This window comes from Arenibaculum pallidiluteum, assembly GCF_017355985.1.
Lineage (GTDB): Bacteria > Pseudomonadota > Alphaproteobacteria > Azospirillales > Azospirillaceae > Arenibaculum > Arenibaculum pallidiluteum.
In genome coordinates this window covers 19,324-33,880 of the sequence record NZ_JAFIQU010000007.1, presented here as the reverse complement: position 1 = coordinate 33,880, position 14,557 = coordinate 19,324, and the positions used below count along the sequence as shown (strand labels likewise).

The following is a 14,557-nucleotide window of genomic DNA, read 5'->3' as shown; positions in this document are numbered from 1 at the left end:
GCTCCGGGCGAAGGCGGCACGAGATGAAGACTTCCGACACATCCCCCAAGGGCCTGCCCAGCGGCGTCCGGCCGCGTACGCAGCTCGTCCATGGCGGCACGTCTCGATCGCAGAACGACGAGACCAGCGAAGCGCTCTACATGACGTCGGGCTACGTCTACGGCTCCGCGGAAGAGGCCGAGGCAGCCTTCGCGACCGACGGGCTGCGCTACGTCTATTCCCGCTTTGCCAATCCGACCGTCTCCATGTTCGAGCGGCGCCTGGCGGAGTACGAGGGGGCGCCGCGCTGCTGGGCCACGTCCAGCGGCATGTCGGCCGTCTTCGCCGCGCTGATGTGCCAGGTGCGGGCGGGCGACCGGGTGGTGGCACCCAGGGCGCTGTTCGGGTCCTGCCTTCACATCATCAAGAACCTGCTGCCGCTCTACGGGGTCGAGGCGGTGCTGGTCGACGGCGCAGACCTGGGGCAGTGGCGCGAGGCGTTGTCGAGGCCGACCCGGGCGGTCTTCATCGAGAGCCCGTCGAACCCGATGCTGGAGCTCGTCGACCTGCAGGCGGTGGCCGATCTCGCCCATGCGGCGGGCGCCCTGGTCATCGTCGACAACGTCTTCGCGACGCCGGTCCTGCAGCGTCCGCTGACGCTGGGCGCCGACGTGGTGGTCTATTCCGCGACCAAGCACATCGACGGCCAGGGCCGCTCCCTTGGCGGCGCCATCCTGGCCGACGAGAAGTTCGGAGAGCTGCTGGGCCCGTTCCTGCGGCACACCGGGCCGGCTCTCAGCCCGTTCAACGCGTGGCTGCTGCTCAAGGGCTTGGAGACGCTGGAGTTGCGCGTCGCCGCCCAGGTCGCCAATGCCGAGCAGGTCGCGCGCTTCCTGGAGGGGCACCGCGCGGTGCGCCGGGTCGTCTATCCCGGGCTGGAAAGCCACCCGCAGGCGGCGCTGGCGCGCCGGCAGATGAGCGGCGGCGGCACGCTGGTCGCCTTCGAGATCGCCGGGGGCAAGGCCGAGGCGTTCCGCGCCATGAACGCGCTGCGCGTGATCCGGATCTCCAACAACCTCGGCGACGCCAAGAGCCTGATCACCCACCCCGCGACCAGCACCCACGCCAAGGTCAGCGACGAGGACAAGGCGAAGGTGGGCATCGGCCCCGCGAGCCTGCGCCTCTCTGTCGGGCTGGAGGATCCGCGCGACCTGATCGACGACCTGGAGCGGGCGCTGGCCGCGGCCTGAGCCCGGTGCGGGAGGAACCCGGCGCGCGCGGCCGGGTTCCTCGATTCCACACTGTGAAATACCGCTTTCCACGCAAGTTCTTGCGCAATTGCGGATCAGGCCCTATAGGGTTACACGGATCGGTCGGCATTTCCCCGCCGTCCCTGTGTTGAATCCCGCAGGAGCCCCCATGCGCTTTCCGTTCTTCTCGCTGCGCCGGATTGGCGCAGGCGTGCTCGCGGCCGCTGCCCTGCTGGTCGCGCAGATGCCCGCTGCCCGGGCCGCGACGGAGGTGCGGGTCGGCTTCATTCCCGTCGCCGGCATCGGCCAGCTCTTCGTGATCGACGGCGAAGGCTGGGCCAGGGAGGCCGGGATCGAGCTCAAGCTCACCCAGTTCGAATCCGGGCCGGCCATGATCAGTGCCCTGGCCTCGGGCACCCTCGACGCCTATTACGGCGGGATCGGCCCGATCCTGGTCTCCTCAGCCCGGGGGATCCCCGTGAAGGCGGTGGCGGCGACCGCGATCGAAGAGCTGGCGCTGGTCGGCCGCGGCGACATCGCGCGATTGCAGAACGCCGCCTCGGCCGAGGGATTCAAGGCCTTCGTCGCGGCCCAGGGACGCCCCGTCAAGATCGCAACCCAGCCGCCGGGCTCCGTTCCGGACACGGTCCTGCGCTACTGGCTGCAGAAGGTCGCCAAGGTCGACCCCAAGCACTACCAGATCGTGCCCATGGGCATCGAGCAGACCCAGCAGGCGCTGCTGGCCGGCGCCGTCGACGTGGCGACCGTGCGCGAGCCCGCCCTGACGGTGGTCCTCGACCGCGATCCCGGAACCAAGCTGCTGGTGCGCGGCGGCACGATGCAGACCGACCAGCCGGGCTCGGTGCTGGCGCTGCACGGCGCCTTCCGCGAGCGCAGCCCCGAAGCGGCCGTCGCCCTCCTGAAGCTGCACGTGCGCGCCACCGAGCTGCTGCGCAAGGAGCCCAAGCGCGCGGCGGTGCACCTGCACAAGGGCCTCGGCAAGGGGTTGACCGACCTCGCGACCTTCGAGCGCGCGCTCGTCTCGCCCGCGTCCAACTACGTCTCGGACCCGTCGCGCATCAAGGTTCCGACCGGCGTGATGCAGGACTTCCAGGTCGAGCTCGGCGTCCTGAAGGAGGTCGCCGACCTGGACAAGGTCTTCGACGAGGCCTTCTACCGCGCGGCGCTGGCGAAGTAGGGAATGGCCCGTCTCTCCTACGCGGTTCTGGGCCTCGCGCTGTTCCTGCTGCTCTGGGAGGCGGCGCCGCGGCTCGGTCTGATTCAGTCGCTGTTCCTGCCGCCGCCCAGCGCCATCCCGGGCGCCTTCCTGGGCGAGCTCCGGGCCGGGTTCTGGGTGGATGCGGTGCTGGCCAGCCTGGGGCACTACCTGCTCGGGCTGGCGGTCGGCACGGCCAGCGGAACCGCGCTCGGCATCGCGGCCGCGCTGAACGACCGGCTCGAAGCAGGCCTGTCCTGGGTCGTGCGGATCCTGCGTCCGGTGCCGGGCCTCGCCTGGGTGCCTTTCGCCGTGGTCTGGTTCGGGATCACCGAGGCCGCCGCGACCTTCATCATTGTGGTCGGCGTCTTCTGGATCAACTACTACGCGGCTTTCGGGGCCGCCAAGGCGGTGGACCGCGACCTGCTGGAGGTCGCGGACGCCTTCGGGCACGGCGGCACCTGGCCAAGGCTGGTCAAGGTCGTGCTGCCGGGCTCGACGGCGGGCATCCTGGCTGGCGTTCGAACGGGCCTCGGCCAGGCCTGGATGGCGGTGGTGGCGGCCGAGCTGTTCGGCGTTCCAGGGCTGGGCCAGCGCATGATGCAGGCCTCCTCGCTGCTGGCGACCGACGTCGTCGTCGTCTACATGATCACGATCGCGGCGCTCTACGGGCTGACCGACGCGATCTTCGTCCAGGTCCGTGACCGGTTGCTGGCATGGCAGCGCTGATCGACATCCGCGACCTCGCCATCGGCTACGGCGATGCGCCTCCGGTGCTGGAGGGGTTCAGCGCCACGCTTGAACCCGGAAGCTTCACCGCCCTGGTGGGACCGTCCGGCGTGGGCAAGTCGACCCTGTTGCGCGTGCTCTCCGGCCTGGCGGCGCCCCGCGCCGGGAGCGTCGCCCTGCCGGGAAGGGCGCAGCCCGGCCGCCGGACCACGGCCATGGTGTTCCAGGAAGCGCGCCTGCTGCCCTGGCGGCGCGTGGCAGGCAACGTGGCCTTCGGGCTCGAGGGGCTGGGCCTGCCCTCCACCGAGCGGCGCGCGCGGGCGGAGGAGACGCTGGCGCTGGTCGGGCTCGGCGAGATGGGCCGGCGCTGGCCGCACCAGCTCTCCGGCGGGCAGCGCCAGCGGGTGAACCTGGCCCGTGCGCTGGCGGTGGCACCCGAGCTGCTGCTGCTCGACGAGCCGTTCTCGGCCCTGGACGCGATCACCCGCCACACGCTGCAGGACGAGCTGCTGCGCCTGTGGCGGGAGACCGGCACCACGATCCTGTTCGTGACCCACGACCTGGACGAGGCGGTGTACTTGGCCGACCGCGTGATCCTGCTGGGCGGCCGTCCCGCGCGGGCGGTACGCGACTTCCGCGTGGACCTGCACCGCCCGCGCGAGCGCGACACGACCGCCTTCGCCGAGCGGGTTCGGGAGCTGCGCGGGGCCCTGTCGGAATCGGTGGCCGACGGGGCGGGTATCTGACCCGCGTCCGGAACGCTTGACGGATCCCGGCAGTTGGTCATGCTGCACCGCAGCAAGACCAACATCGACCAGGCAGGCCCATGGCCCCTTCACCGCGCCGCACGAATTCGGGAACCCGCATGATGAACACCGGCACAGAGCTGGCCCGAACGGCCGAACGCACGGCCGAACTGGCCGTCGCCTCGGCCCGTACCATCGGCTATCGCACGGCCATGATGGCCCAGGCCGCCGGCAACCCCGTTCTCCTCGCGGATCCCGAATTCGTCCTGATGTGGCAGGAGAAGGTCGAGGCCGGCATCGCGGCGACGCTGGCGGTCGGCGAGAGCCTGCGCCCGATGTACGAGGCCTGGCTGACCTGGGCCGGACACCAGTCCCACGGCAACCTGCGGGCGGCGGGCGCGCTCGGAACGAGCCGGACGCCGCAGCAGATGATCCAGTCCTGGAGCATCTGGCTGGAGGAGAGCCTGACGGGCGCCGCCGCCGCCGCGGAGAAGCTGGCAGAGGCGTCCGGGAAGGTCGCGGCCGCCGGCCTGGCGCCGATTCACGCGGCGGCCTCGGCCAATGCGCGGCGGCTCTCGGCCCGACGGAACTGATCCGTCTCGCCGCGATGCCGCGGGCCCAGGCCCGCGGCTCAGCCCAGCAGTGCCGGCAGCGTGGACAGGTCGGTCAGCGGCAGGACCGGCCCCATGGCCGCGTATTCCCGCGGCTGGCCGGAGCGGTTGATCCAGTGCACCCGGAAGCCGTAGGCGGCGGCGCCCGCGGCGTCCCAGGCGTTCGAGGACTGGAAGGCGACGGCTTCCGGCGCGACGCCGAGCCGCTCGCAGGCCAGAGCGTAGACCCGCGGGTCCGGCTTGTAGGCGCCGACCTCGTCGACCGAGAGGACGGCGTCCAGCAGGTCGCCCAGGGCCGCCGACTTGACCGCCCGCTCCAGCATCATGGGGGAGCCGTTGGACAGGATCGCCGTCCGCACCCCGGCCTCGCGCAGGCGGGCGAGCACGCCCGGCACCTCGGGATATGGGTCGAGCTGGAGATAGGCGTCCATCAGCGATGCCCGCAGGGCGGGATCGTCGATGCCGTGGGCGGCCAGGGCGAAGTCCAGGGCCTCGCCGGTCAGCGTCCAGAAGTCGCGGTAGCGACCCGACAGGCTGGCGATCCAGGCGTATTCGAGCTGGCGCGCGCGCCAGAGCTGCGAGACCCCGTCCGCCCCATCGCCGAGCGCGGCCGCGTGCCGCCGGACGGCCGAGTGCACGTCGAACAGGGTTCCGTAGGCGTCGAAGACGGCGAGGCCGGCCATGGTTCCCTCCTCCGCGCCCGCGCCCCGGCGCGCGATCTGCCCGATGGCGGCGCCCGCCGATCCTCGCACGTCGCGGGCGGGGCGGACAGCGGCGCTTGAGAATGACCACGCGCTGGGCCACCTTTCGGCGGATGGTCCTGCCGCCCGACGGAGCCGGAACACCGATGAGCGCCCTGGTCGAGAAGATCCGCGACCGCGAGAGCATCCTGTCGCCCGAGGTGCTGGCGGCGGCGATGGCCGAGCTGCACGCGCGGCACCGCGACGGCGACGCTCTGCGCCCCGCCCTGCTGGCCCTTCTGCGCCAGGCGCTGGCCGATGGGAGGGCCGAGGTTCGGCGGCGCTTCGAGCTCGGCGGCAGCGGCGAGGACTGCATCCACCAGAACGCCTGGGTGATGGATCAGGTGATCACCCGGCTCACCGAGTTCACGGCGACCACCGTGTTCCCGGCCCCGAACCCGACCCGCGGCGAGCATTTCGCGGTGGCGGCGATCGGCGGCTACGGTCGCGGCGAGCTCGCCCCCTTCTCGGACGTGGACCTGTTGTTCCTGCTGCCCTACAAGCGCACGCCGCGGGTCGAGCAGGTCGTCGAATACGTGCTGTACCTGCTGTGGGACCTCGGCCTGAAGGTCGGCCACGCCGTGCGCTCGGTGGACGAGTGCATCCGCCAGGCCCTGACCGACACCACCGTGCGCACCAGCCTGCTGGAAAGCCGATGCCTGTGCGGCGCCCCCGAGCTCTATGCCGAGCTGCGGCGCCGCTTCGCCAAGGAGGTCGTGGCCGGCAGCGGCGCCCAGTTCATCGAGGCCAAGCTGGCCGAGCGGGACGAGCGGCACCGCAAGCTCGGCGACAGCCGCTACGTGCTCGAGCCCAACGTGAAGGAGGGCAAGGGCGGCCTGCGCGACCTGCAGACCCTGTACTGGATCGCCAAATACGTCCATCAGGTCGAGGACGTGGCCGAGCTGGTGCCGCGGGGCGTGCTGCTCAAGGAGGAGGCGACGCGCTTCGCCAAGGCGGCCGAGTTCCTGTGGACCGTGCGCTGCCACCTCCACTATCTCGCAGGGCGCACCGAGGACCGGCTGACCTTCGACGTCCAGTCCGAGATCAGCCGCCGGCTGGACTATCGCGACCATGCCGGCGCCAGCGGCGTCGAGCGCTTCATGAAGCACTACTTCCTGGTCGCCAAGGATGTCGGCGACCTGACGCGGATCTTCTGCGCCAACCTGGAGGCGGACCAGCAGCGCCCGCCGCGCTTCTCCTTCCTGCGCTTCGCGCGGCTGCGCAAGGAGATCGAGGGCTTCGCCCTGGAGGGCGAGCGGCTGAACGTCGCCAGCGAGCGGCACTTCCTGGATCATCCGGCCGACCTGATCCGGCTGTTCCATGTGGCGCAGCACCACGACCTCGACATCCATCCGAACGCCCTGCGCGCGGTGACCCGCGCACTCGGCGCCATCGGTCCGCGCCTGCGCGAGGATCCGGAAGCCAACCGCCTGTTCCTGGAAATCCTGACGAGCCGCAGGGATCCCGAGCTGGCGCTGCGCCGCATGAACGAGGCGGGCGTGCTGGGCCGCTTCGTCCCCGACTTCGGCCGGGTCGTGGCCCAGATGCAGTACGACATGTACCATGTCTACACCGTGGACGAGCACACGCTGTTCGCCATCGGCATCCTGCACCGGATCGAGACCGGCCAGCTCGCCGACCAGCTTCCCCTGGCCTGCGAGGTCGTGAGCAAGCTGGTGTCCCGCCGCGCGCTCTACTGCGCCATGCTGCTGCACGACATCGCCAAGGGCCGCGGTGGCGACCATTCGGTGCTGGGCGCCAAGATCGCGCAGCGGCTCTGCCCTCGCCTGGGCCTGACCGCGGAGGAGACCGAGACCGTCTGCTGGCTGGTGCGCTGGCATCTCGCGATGTCGGACACCGCGCTGAAGCGCGATCTCGAGGACGAGAAGACGGTGCGCGACTTCGTCGAGCTCGTGCAGTCGCCCGAGCGCCTGCGCCTGCTGCTGGTGCTGACGACCGCCGACATCCGCGCGGTCGGCCCCGGCCGTTGGAACGGCTGGAAGGCGACGCTGCTGGCCGAACTCTACCACCGCGCCGAGGACCTGATGCAGGGCGTCCTTCAGGCCGACCGGCGCGAGCGGCGCGTGGCCGCCGCCCAGAACGCCCTGCGCCCGCTGCTTCCGGACTGGCGCGAGGAGGAGATCGAAGCCCACTTCAGCCGCGGCTACCCCGCTTACTGGCTGGGCTTCGATGCCGAGACCCACGCCTATCACGCGCGGCTGATCCGCGCCGCCGAGCGCGGTCGCTCGCCGCTGACCGTCGATACGCGCATCGACCGCAAGCGCGGCGTCACCGAGGTGACGATCTATACCGACGACCATCCCGGCCTGTTCTCGCGCCTGGCCGGCGCCTTCGCCGTCTCCGGCGCGACCATCGTGGACGCCAAGATCTTCACCACGACCGACGGCATGGCGCTGGACGTCTTCACGGTCCAGAACGCGACCGGCGGTCCCTTCGACAGCGGCGACAAGCTGGCGAAGCTGTCCGTGATGGTCGAGCGCACCCTGTCGGGCCAGCTTCGCCCGCTGCTCGAGCTCGCGAAGAAGCCGCCCGTCCTCGGCACACGAAGCCGGGCCTTCCGCGTCCCGCCGCGCGTGCTGATCGACAACAAGGCGAGTTCGACGCACACGGTCATCGAAATCAACGCCAAGGACCGGCCCGGCCTGCTGTACGACGTGACGCGGGCGCTGACGAGCCTGTCGCTCCAGATCAGCACCGCCAAGATCTCGACCTATGGCGAGAAGGCCATCGACGTCTTCTACGTGAAGGACGTGTTCGGCCTGAAGGTGATGCACGACAACAAGCTCGCCCAGATCCGCGACAAGCTGCTGGCCGCCCTGCAGGACGCCGCGGACGCCCAGGCCGCCGAGCCGCCGCGCCCGGCCGCGCATGCCGGGCTGCGCCGCCGCCGCGCATCGGCGCGTCGCCGCGGCGAAGCCGCGGAATGATCAGAGGGCGAAGCCGCGGAATGATCAGAGGGCGAAGCCGCGGAATGATCAGAGGGCGAAGCCGCGGAATGATCGCGAAGCCAAGGCGCGGATTGGCCATGCTGCGCAGCCGCGGCCGCGCCGCCGCGCTGCTGCTGCTGGGGGTGGTCGCGGTCCTGCCGGGCTGCGCCGGCCGCCCGCCGGTGGAGGTCGAGGCGCGCGGCGGCAACCGCAGCGGCATCGACTGGCGCCTGGGGATACCGTTCTGATCTGAGGGGAGATGCCGGCGCTCAGCGGGCCGAGGCCGAGGGAATCAGGCAATGGCCGAGGCTGCGGATGTCGGAGACAAATCCCTCCAGCACCGCCTGGACCGAGGCTTCCCGGACCGTCTGCCCGCCGATGCCGCGGCGACAGCCATCCTCGGCGTAGGACTGCGGCCGCGCCCGCTGGGTCCGCGTGCCCGGCTTGACGGCGTTGCCCTTGTCGGCGTGACGGGACGCGTTGCGGCGCGGCTCCGGCGCGGCGGCGGGCCTGGGAACTGGCACCGGGATGTCGGCCTCGGCCTCCGCCACCACCGGCTCCGAGGCCGGCGGCTTCGGAAGCGGGGCCGGCAGGGCCGCGCGCACGATCTCGAGCCGCTGCTCCGGAACCTCCGGCGGGGCCAGGTGCCGCGCCGCCGTGTTCGCGGTCAGTCCGGCGGCGAAGGCGACGAAGCCCAGCGCGGCGAGCACCACGCGCCGCCGCGGCCCGAGCGGAATGATGGCTGCCGTCCTGGCTGCCGCCTTGACCGTTCCCTTGGCCGCGTTCGGCACCATTGGAACGGGATCGCGCGGACGGCTGGGCGCAGCCGCCGGCACGTGGTCGCAGGCGCGCCGGACCGCCCCGATCCGCTCGACCTGCTCGCGCAGGGGCGGGGTTTGCAGGAGTTCGGCAAGGCGGGGGCCGCCGGCCAGCAGCACCTGGAGCGCGGGCCCGTGGCAGGGCTGGCCGCCCGCCATCAGCACGAGCCGCCGGATCAGGTCGGGATCCCGGCTCTCGGCCGCGTCGACCACCAGGACTCCCAAGGGCGCGGCCGCCAAGCGCGGCGCCAGCTCGGCCAGCAGCCGCTCGGGCTCGGCCGGAACGGGATCGGTCTCCACCAGCGCGTCGCCGGCCCGAAGATGGCCGACCAGCCGGTCCAGCAGGGCCGCACGGCGGGACGCGTCGGGATCCATCAGCACGACGAGCGGGCGCCGGCCCACCAGTTCGAGCAGGACGTCGACGAACAGGGCTTCTCGGCCGTGATCTGGGAATTCGCTCATGGCTCAGGGTTGTCGCGCGCCGCAAGACACTCTACTCCAGCGGTGCATGCTGCGATGCCGCGCTGACGTGGTAACGTCCTACCCGTCCGGACGCCGCCGGCGGAGCTTCCCCCTCCGCCGAAAGTCGGGTAGGCATGCGGCCCATGAATTTCGCCCGTGCCGTCGCCACCGTCGGCGGCCTGACCCTGCTCTCGAGGCTGGCGGGTTTCGCCCGCGACGTCCTGACGGCCGCCCTGCTGGGGGCGGGCCCGGTGGCCGACGCCTTCTTCGTGGCGCTGAAGCTGCCGAACCTGTTCCGCCGGCTCTTCGCCGAGGGGGCCTTCACGGTGGCCTTCGTGCCGCTCTTCTCGGCCGAGCTGCAGTCCCGCGGCCGGGCCGCCGCCCAGGCATTCGCAGGCGAGGCGCTCGCGGTCCTGCTCGCGGTCCTGCTGCCTGTCACGGCTGCGGCGGTGGTCCTCGCCCCGGGCCTGATCGCGGTGCTGGCGCCGGGCTTCACCGACGACGCGCTGCGCTTCGCCACCGCCGTGGACTACGCACGGCTGACCCTGCCCTACCTGATGCTGGTCTCGCTGGTCGCCCTGCTGGGCGGGATCCTGAACGGGCTCGACCGCTTCGGCCCATTCGCGGCGGCGCCGATCGCCTTCAACCTGACGCTGGTCGCTGGCCTTGCGGGGGCGCGGGCGCTGGGCATGGAACCCGGGCGCGCCATGGCGGCGGCGGTCACCGTCGCGGGTGCGCTGCAGCTCGTCTGGCTGGCGGCCGCCTGCCGGTCCGCGGGGATCACGGTCCGCCTGCCGCAGCCGCGCCTGACACCGCGCGTGCGCCGGCTGCTGGCGGTGCTGGGGCCGGGCGCACTGGGGGCCGGCATCGTGCAGGTGAACCTGTTCGTGAACGTGGTACTGGCATCGTTGCTGCCCGCGGGCGCGGTCTCGGCGCTGTACTACGCCGACCGGCTGAACCAGCTCCCCCTGGGCGTGATCGGCACCGCTGTGGGCACCGCCCTCCTGCCGGTCCTCGCGCGTCGGGCGGCGGCGGGCGACCGGGACGGCCTGCGCGCCCATCTCAGCCGCGGGCTGGAGTTCGGGATCGTCCTGGGGCTGCCGGCGGCGATCGCGCTGGCCATGCTGGCCGAGCCGATCATCCGCGTGCTCTTCGAGCGCGGCGCCTTCGGCCCCGCCGAGACGCGCGCCACCGCGGCGGCCCTCGCGGCCTATGCGGCCGGGATCCCGGCCTATGTCATGGCCAAGGTGCTGGGTGCCGCCTTCTTCGCGCGCCACGACACGGCCTCGCCGGTCCGCGCGGCGGCAGCGGCCGCCATGGCCAATGCCGGACTGGGCCTCGCGCTCTCGGGCCCGCTCGGCACGACCGGGATCGCGCTGGCGACGGGGCTCTCGGCCTGGGTGAACCTGGGGGTGCTGGCGCTCGCCCTGCGGCGCCGCGGCTGGCTCGACCTGGATGCCCGGCTGCGCGGGCGCACGCCCCGCGTGGCGCTGGCCTGCCTCGCCATGGGCGCAGCCCTGCTGCCGGCCCTGCCCATGGCCGAGGCCTGGATCGCCCAAGGCCCTGGCCTGCTGCGCTTCGCCACGCTGGGCGCGCTGGTGCTGCTGGGCATCGCCGTGTTCCTGGCGGCGGCGCGCGCCCTCGGCGCGGTCGACCTGGCGGAGCTGCGCGGCCTGCTCGCGCGGGAGCCGGCCGCTTGATTTCGCCGTGCGTCTCGGGGGATAACGGCCCGCCTCGGCACCCCGACACCTCCGGAGAGACGCAGTGAACCGCATCTTCTCGGGCATGCAGCCCACCTACGCGCTTCATCTCGGCAACTATCTCGGGGCGCTGCGGAACTGGGTCGAGCTCCAGAACCAGTTCGAGAGCATCTTCTGCGTCGTGGACCTGCACGCGATCACGCTGCCGCAGGATCCCAAGGCGCTGCTGAACAACACGCGCGAGGTCGCCGCGGCCTACATCGCCGCCGGCATCGACCCGGAGCGCAACATCCTCTTCAACCAGTCCTACGTGGCCGGGCATTCCGAGCTGTCCTGGATCTTCAGCTGCCTCACGCCGCTGGGCTGGCTGAACCGCATGACCCAGTTCAAGGACAAGGCGGGCAAGAACCGCGACCAGGCGGGCCTCGGGCTCTACGCCTACCCGGTTCTGATGGCCGCGGACATCCTGCTGTACAAGGCGACCCACGTGCCCGTGGGCGAGGACCAGAAGCAGCACCTGGAGCTCGCCCGCGACATCGCCGGCGCGTTCAACCGCAACTACGGGCGCGACGTCTTCCCGCTGCCCGAGCCGCAGATCATGGGCGAGGCGACGCGGGTGATGAGCCTGCGCGACGGCACCAAGAAGATGTCCAAGTCCGACGCCTCGGACTATTCGCGCATCAACCTGACCGACGACGCGGACGCGATCGCGCAGAAGATCCGGAAGGCCAAGACCGATCCCGAGCCGCTGCCCGCCACCATCGAAGAGCTCGAGGCACGGCCGGAGGCCGACAATCTCGTCACCATCTACGCGGCGCTCGAGGGCACCTCGCGGCTGGACGTGCTGGGCCGGTTCGCGGGGGCGCAGTTCAGCGGCTTCAAGGGCGAGCTCGTCGACCTCGCCGTCGCGAAGCTGGGACCGATCACGGCCGAGATGAACCGGCTGATGAAGGACCCCGCGGAGATCGACCGGATCCTGCGCCGCGGCGGCGAGCGCGCCCGCGCGATCGCCGAGAGCACCATGGCCGAGGTGCGGGACGTCGTCGGGCTGCTCCGCCCGTGATCCTCGTCACCGGCTTCGAGGCCTTCGCCGAGCACGCGGCCAACCCGACCTCCTGGCTGATCGGGCGCCTCGCCGGCACGCCTGGCATCGCCGCCGCCGTGCTGCCGGTGACCTGGGAGGGTTCGGTCGCGCGCCTGGCCGAGCTGGTCGAGCTTCACCGGCCGCGCGCCGTGGTGTCCTTCGGCCTGTCCTTCTCCACCGACCGGATCGCGGTCGAGAGGGTCGCGCTGAACCTCGACGAGTCGGACCGTCCGGACAATTCCGGCGAGTTCCGCCGGGGCCGCATGATCGCGCCCGAGGCGCCGGCCGCCCTGTGGTCGACCCTACCGGTCGAGGCGATCGTCGATTCCCTGGCCGCGGCGGAGCTGCCGGCCGGGGCCAGCGCCCATGCAGGCACCTATGTCTGCAACCACCTGTTCTTCTCGGCGCGCCGCCGCTGGCCCGACCTTCCCGTGGGCTTCGTCCACGTCCCGCCCTTCCCCGACGCGGTCGCGGGCCTGCCGGGGCGCGCCGGGCTGGACGCCGCCGCGCTCGAGCGCGGCGCCCGGCTGGTCGTCGCGGTGGTCAGGGATGCCGTCAGCGGCTAATCTGCCGCCGCCCTCCCGCCCGGGTTCCGCGACACCCGATGCAGATCTACCTGCCCATTGCCGAGATGTCGGTGAACGCCCTGCTGCTTCTGCTCATGGGCGGGGTGGTCGGATTCCTGTCCGGGCTTTTCGGCGTCGGCGGAGGCTTCCTGATGACGCCGCTGCTGATCTTCGTTGGCGTGCCGCCCGCGGTGGCCGTCGGCACGCAGGCCAACCAGCTCGTCGCCGCCAGCCTGTCGGGCGTGCTCGCCCACTGGCGGCGCGGCAACGTCGACATGAAGATGGGCGTCGTGATGCTGGTGGGCGGCGTCCTGGGAACGACCGGAGGCGTCGGGATCTTCGCCGTGCTGCAGCGGATCGGGCAGATCGACCTGGTGATCTCGCTGAGCTACGTGCTGTTCCTGGGCGTGATCGGCGGGCTGATGGTGTTCGAGAGCGCGCGGGCCCTGATCAAGCGCCGCCGCATGCCGGCGCGGCGCAAGCTGCACGTCCATACCTGGCTCCACGGCCTGCCCTTCAAGATGCGTTTCCCGCGCTCGCGGCTCTACGTCTCGGCGCTGCTGCCGGGGGGCATCGGGCTGGTAGGCGGGCTGCTGGTCGCCATCATGGGCATCGGCGGCGGCTTCCTGCTGGTCCCGGCGATGATCTACCTGCTGGGCATGCCCACCGCCATGGTGGCTGGGACCTCGCTGTTCCAGATCATCTTCACCACGGCCTTCGCGACGGTGCTGCAGGCCGCCACCAACGGGACGGTGGACGTGGTCCTCGCGCTGCTCCTGCTGGTCGGCGGGGTCGTCGGCGCGCAGTTCGGCACCAAGGCCGGCGCCTATCTCCGCGGCGAGCAGGCGCGCTTCCTGCTGGGCGCGATGGTGGTCCTGGTCGCGCTGAAGCTGGCCTGGGACCTCATCGCGGTTCCGCTGGACCTCTACTCCCTCAGCCGGATGGAGGAAGGGTGAGGCGCGCCGCGCGGTTCTCGGCCATGGCCCTTGGAGCTATCCTGGGCGCCGGCATCCTGCTCGCCGCCACGGCACGCGCCCAGCAGCTCGTGGCCGATCTGTCGAGCCACCTGATCGCCATCACCACGGGCTTCACGGGAACCGAGGTGGTGCTGTTCGGTGCGGTCGACGGCCCTGGCGACGTGGCGGTGGTGGTGCAGGGGCCGGCGGGCAGGGTCAACGTCCGCCGCAAGGAGCGCATCGCGGGGATCTGGATGAACACGCGCAGCGTCGAGTTCGACGACGTGCCCGGCTACTACGCGGTCGCCACCAGCCGCCCGGTGGAGCGGCTGGCCGAGCCCAGCGTTCTGGCCCGCGAGGAGATCGGGACTTCGAACATCGCTCTGGTCGCGACCGGCGCCCCGCCCGGCCGCGCGGCCGAGTTCCGCGAGGCGCTGATCCGCGGCAAGCGGAGTCAGGGCCTCTACCCCGAGGGCCCGGTGCCGGTCACCTTCCTGGGCGACCGGCTGTTCCGGACCACCATCCACTTCCCGGCCAACGTCCCCACGGGGGCCTACACGGTGGGGGTCTTCCTGTTCCGCAACGGACAGGTCATCAGCGCGCAGACGACGCCGCTCGTCGTCAGCAAGATCGGCTTCTCGGCCGAGGTGTATGAATTCGCGACGCGCCAGTCGCTGGCCTACGGCATCGCGGCGGTCGCCGTCGCGCTGGCGTCCGGCTGGGCGGCGGGCGCGGTCTTCAGGAGGGTCTGA

14 protein-coding genes are annotated in these 14,557 nt (G+C 71.8%); 12 read left to right on the top strand and 2 right to left on the bottom strand.

From position 1 onward, the window contains the following. Positions 1 to 23: 23 nt before the first annotated feature. The 5 genes from metZ to JUB13_RS15760 all read left to right on the top strand — a co-directional run bounded on the left by metZ (position 24) and on the right by JUB13_RS15760 (position 4,513). Positions 24 to 1,229 (top strand): O-succinylhomoserine sulfhydrylase, encoded by a 1,206-nt coding sequence (gene metZ, locus JUB13_RS15780; RefSeq protein WP_207480613.1) that lies wholly within the window; start codon positions 24 to 26, stop codon positions 1,227 to 1,229. A gap of 169 nt (positions 1,230 to 1,398) precedes the next feature. Further along, on the top strand, positions 1,399 to 2,427 hold the full coding sequence (locus tag JUB13_RS15775) for an ABC transporter substrate-binding protein (protein ID WP_207480611.1): 1,029 nt from the start codon (positions 1,399 to 1,401) through the stop codon (positions 2,425 to 2,427). Between the two features lie 3 nt (positions 2,428 to 2,430). Then, positions 2,431 to 3,174, top strand: coding sequence for an ABC transporter permease (locus JUB13_RS15770; protein WP_207480609.1), 744 nt, complete (start codon positions 2,431 to 2,433; stop codon positions 3,172 to 3,174). Then, positions 3,162 to 3,920 carry an ABC transporter ATP-binding protein gene (locus JUB13_RS15765; protein ID WP_207480607.1) on the top strand — a complete coding sequence of 253 codons (759 nt, stop codon included), beginning with the start codon at positions 3,162 to 3,164 and terminating at the stop codon, positions 3,918 to 3,920. The genes JUB13_RS15770 and JUB13_RS15765 overlap by 13 nt, the downstream gene beginning before the upstream one ends. Positions 3,921 to 4,039: 119 nt before the next feature. Continuing rightward, positions 4,040 to 4,513 (top strand): phasin family protein, encoded by a 474-nt coding sequence (locus JUB13_RS15760; protein ID WP_207480605.1) that lies wholly within the window; start codon positions 4,040 to 4,042, stop codon positions 4,511 to 4,513. Positions 4,514 to 4,551: 38 nt separating this feature from the next. Here the strand turns inward: JUB13_RS15760 and JUB13_RS15755 are convergent, their stop codons facing one another. Next, positions 4,552 to 5,214 (bottom strand): haloacid dehalogenase type II, encoded by a 663-nt coding sequence (locus JUB13_RS15755; RefSeq protein ID WP_207480604.1) that lies wholly within the window; start codon positions 5,212 to 5,214, stop codon positions 4,552 to 4,554. 164 nt (positions 5,215 to 5,378) lie between these two features. Here JUB13_RS15755 and JUB13_RS15750 point away from each other — a divergent pair, with 164 nt between their 5' ends. Together JUB13_RS15750 and JUB13_RS15745 are read left to right on the top strand one after the other, a co-directional pair. Then, positions 5,379 to 8,219, top strand: a complete 2,841-nt coding sequence (locus JUB13_RS15750; RefSeq protein ID WP_236024981.1) for a [protein-PII] uridylyltransferase — start codon at positions 5,379 to 5,381, stop codon at positions 8,217 to 8,219. Between the two features lie 68 nt (positions 8,220 to 8,287). Further along, positions 8,288 to 8,467, top strand: coding sequence for a hypothetical protein (locus JUB13_RS15745; protein WP_207480601.1), 180 nt, complete (start codon positions 8,288 to 8,290; stop codon positions 8,465 to 8,467). A gap of 21 nt (positions 8,468 to 8,488) precedes the next feature. On the opposite strand, the gene JUB13_RS15740 is transcribed toward JUB13_RS15745, so the two are convergent. Then, on the bottom strand, positions 8,489 to 9,499 hold the full coding sequence (locus tag JUB13_RS15740) for a hypothetical protein (RefSeq protein WP_207480599.1): 1,011 nt from the start codon (positions 9,497 to 9,499) through the stop codon (positions 8,489 to 8,491). 143 nt (positions 9,500 to 9,642) lie between these two features. Between JUB13_RS15740 and murJ the strand changes: the two genes are divergently transcribed. The 5 genes from murJ (at position 9,643) to JUB13_RS15715 (ending at position 14,557) form a co-directional block, all read left to right on the top strand. After that, positions 9,643 to 11,199, top strand: coding sequence for a murein biosynthesis integral membrane protein MurJ (murJ, locus tag JUB13_RS15735; protein ID WP_207480597.1), 1,557 nt, complete (start codon positions 9,643 to 9,645; stop codon positions 11,197 to 11,199). A gap of 64 nt (positions 11,200 to 11,263) precedes the next feature. Then, positions 11,264 to 12,262 carry a tryptophan--tRNA ligase gene (trpS, locus tag JUB13_RS15730; protein WP_207480595.1) on the top strand — a complete coding sequence of 333 codons (999 nt, stop codon included), beginning with the start codon at positions 11,264 to 11,266 and terminating at the stop codon, positions 12,260 to 12,262. Continuing rightward, positions 12,259 to 12,849 (top strand): pyroglutamyl-peptidase I family protein, encoded by a 591-nt coding sequence (locus JUB13_RS15725; protein WP_207480593.1) that lies wholly within the window; start codon positions 12,259 to 12,261, stop codon positions 12,847 to 12,849. The genes trpS and JUB13_RS15725 overlap by 4 nt, the downstream gene beginning before the upstream one ends. Positions 12,850 to 12,887: 38 nt before the next feature. Further along, complete coding sequence (locus tag JUB13_RS15720; protein WP_207480591.1) at positions 12,888 to 13,805, top strand: sulfite exporter TauE/SafE family protein; 918 nt, start codon at positions 12,888 to 12,890, stop codon at positions 13,803 to 13,805. Further along, positions 13,802 to 14,557, top strand: a complete 756-nt coding sequence (locus JUB13_RS15715) for a TIGR02186 family protein (RefSeq protein WP_328702945.1) — start codon at positions 13,802 to 13,804, stop codon at positions 14,555 to 14,557. Before JUB13_RS15720 ends, JUB13_RS15715 begins: the two co-directional genes overlap by 4 nt.

What these genes read in the sequence shown, in the direction of transcription:
- JUB13_RS15740 (WP_207480599.1), bottom strand. Translation starts at nt 9,499, where the DNA reads ATGAGCGAATTCCCAGATCACGGCCGAGAAGCCCTGTTCGTCGACGTC.
- murJ (WP_207480597.1), top strand. Translation starts at nt 9,643, where the DNA reads ATGAATTTCGCCCGTGCCGTCGCCACCGTCGGCGGCCTGACCCTGCTC.
- JUB13_RS15720 (WP_207480591.1), top strand. Translation starts at nt 12,888, where the DNA reads ATGCAGATCTACCTGCCCATTGCCGAGATGTCGGTGAACGCCCTGCTG.
- metZ (WP_207480613.1), top strand. Translation starts at nt 24, where the DNA reads ATGAAGACTTCCGACACATCCCCCAAGGGCCTGCCCAGCGGCGTCCGG.
- JUB13_RS15765 (WP_207480607.1), top strand. Translation starts at nt 3,162, where the DNA reads ATGGCAGCGCTGATCGACATCCGCGACCTCGCCATCGGCTACGGCGAT.
- JUB13_RS15745 (WP_207480601.1), top strand. Translation starts at nt 8,288, where the DNA reads ATGATCGCGAAGCCAAGGCGCGGATTGGCCATGCTGCGCAGCCGCGGC.
- JUB13_RS15770 (WP_207480609.1), top strand. Translation starts at nt 2,431, where the DNA reads ATGGCCCGTCTCTCCTACGCGGTTCTGGGCCTCGCGCTGTTCCTGCTG.
- JUB13_RS15755 (WP_207480604.1), bottom strand. Translation starts at nt 5,214, where the DNA reads ATGGCCGGCCTCGCCGTCTTCGACGCCTACGGAACCCTGTTCGACGTG.
- JUB13_RS15750 (WP_236024981.1), top strand. Translation starts at nt 5,379, where the DNA reads ATGAGCGCCCTGGTCGAGAAGATCCGCGACCGCGAGAGCATCCTGTCG.
- JUB13_RS15760 (WP_207480605.1), top strand. Translation starts at nt 4,040, where the DNA reads ATGATGAACACCGGCACAGAGCTGGCCCGAACGGCCGAACGCACGGCC.
- JUB13_RS15775 (WP_207480611.1), top strand. Translation starts at nt 1,399, where the DNA reads ATGCGCTTTCCGTTCTTCTCGCTGCGCCGGATTGGCGCAGGCGTGCTC.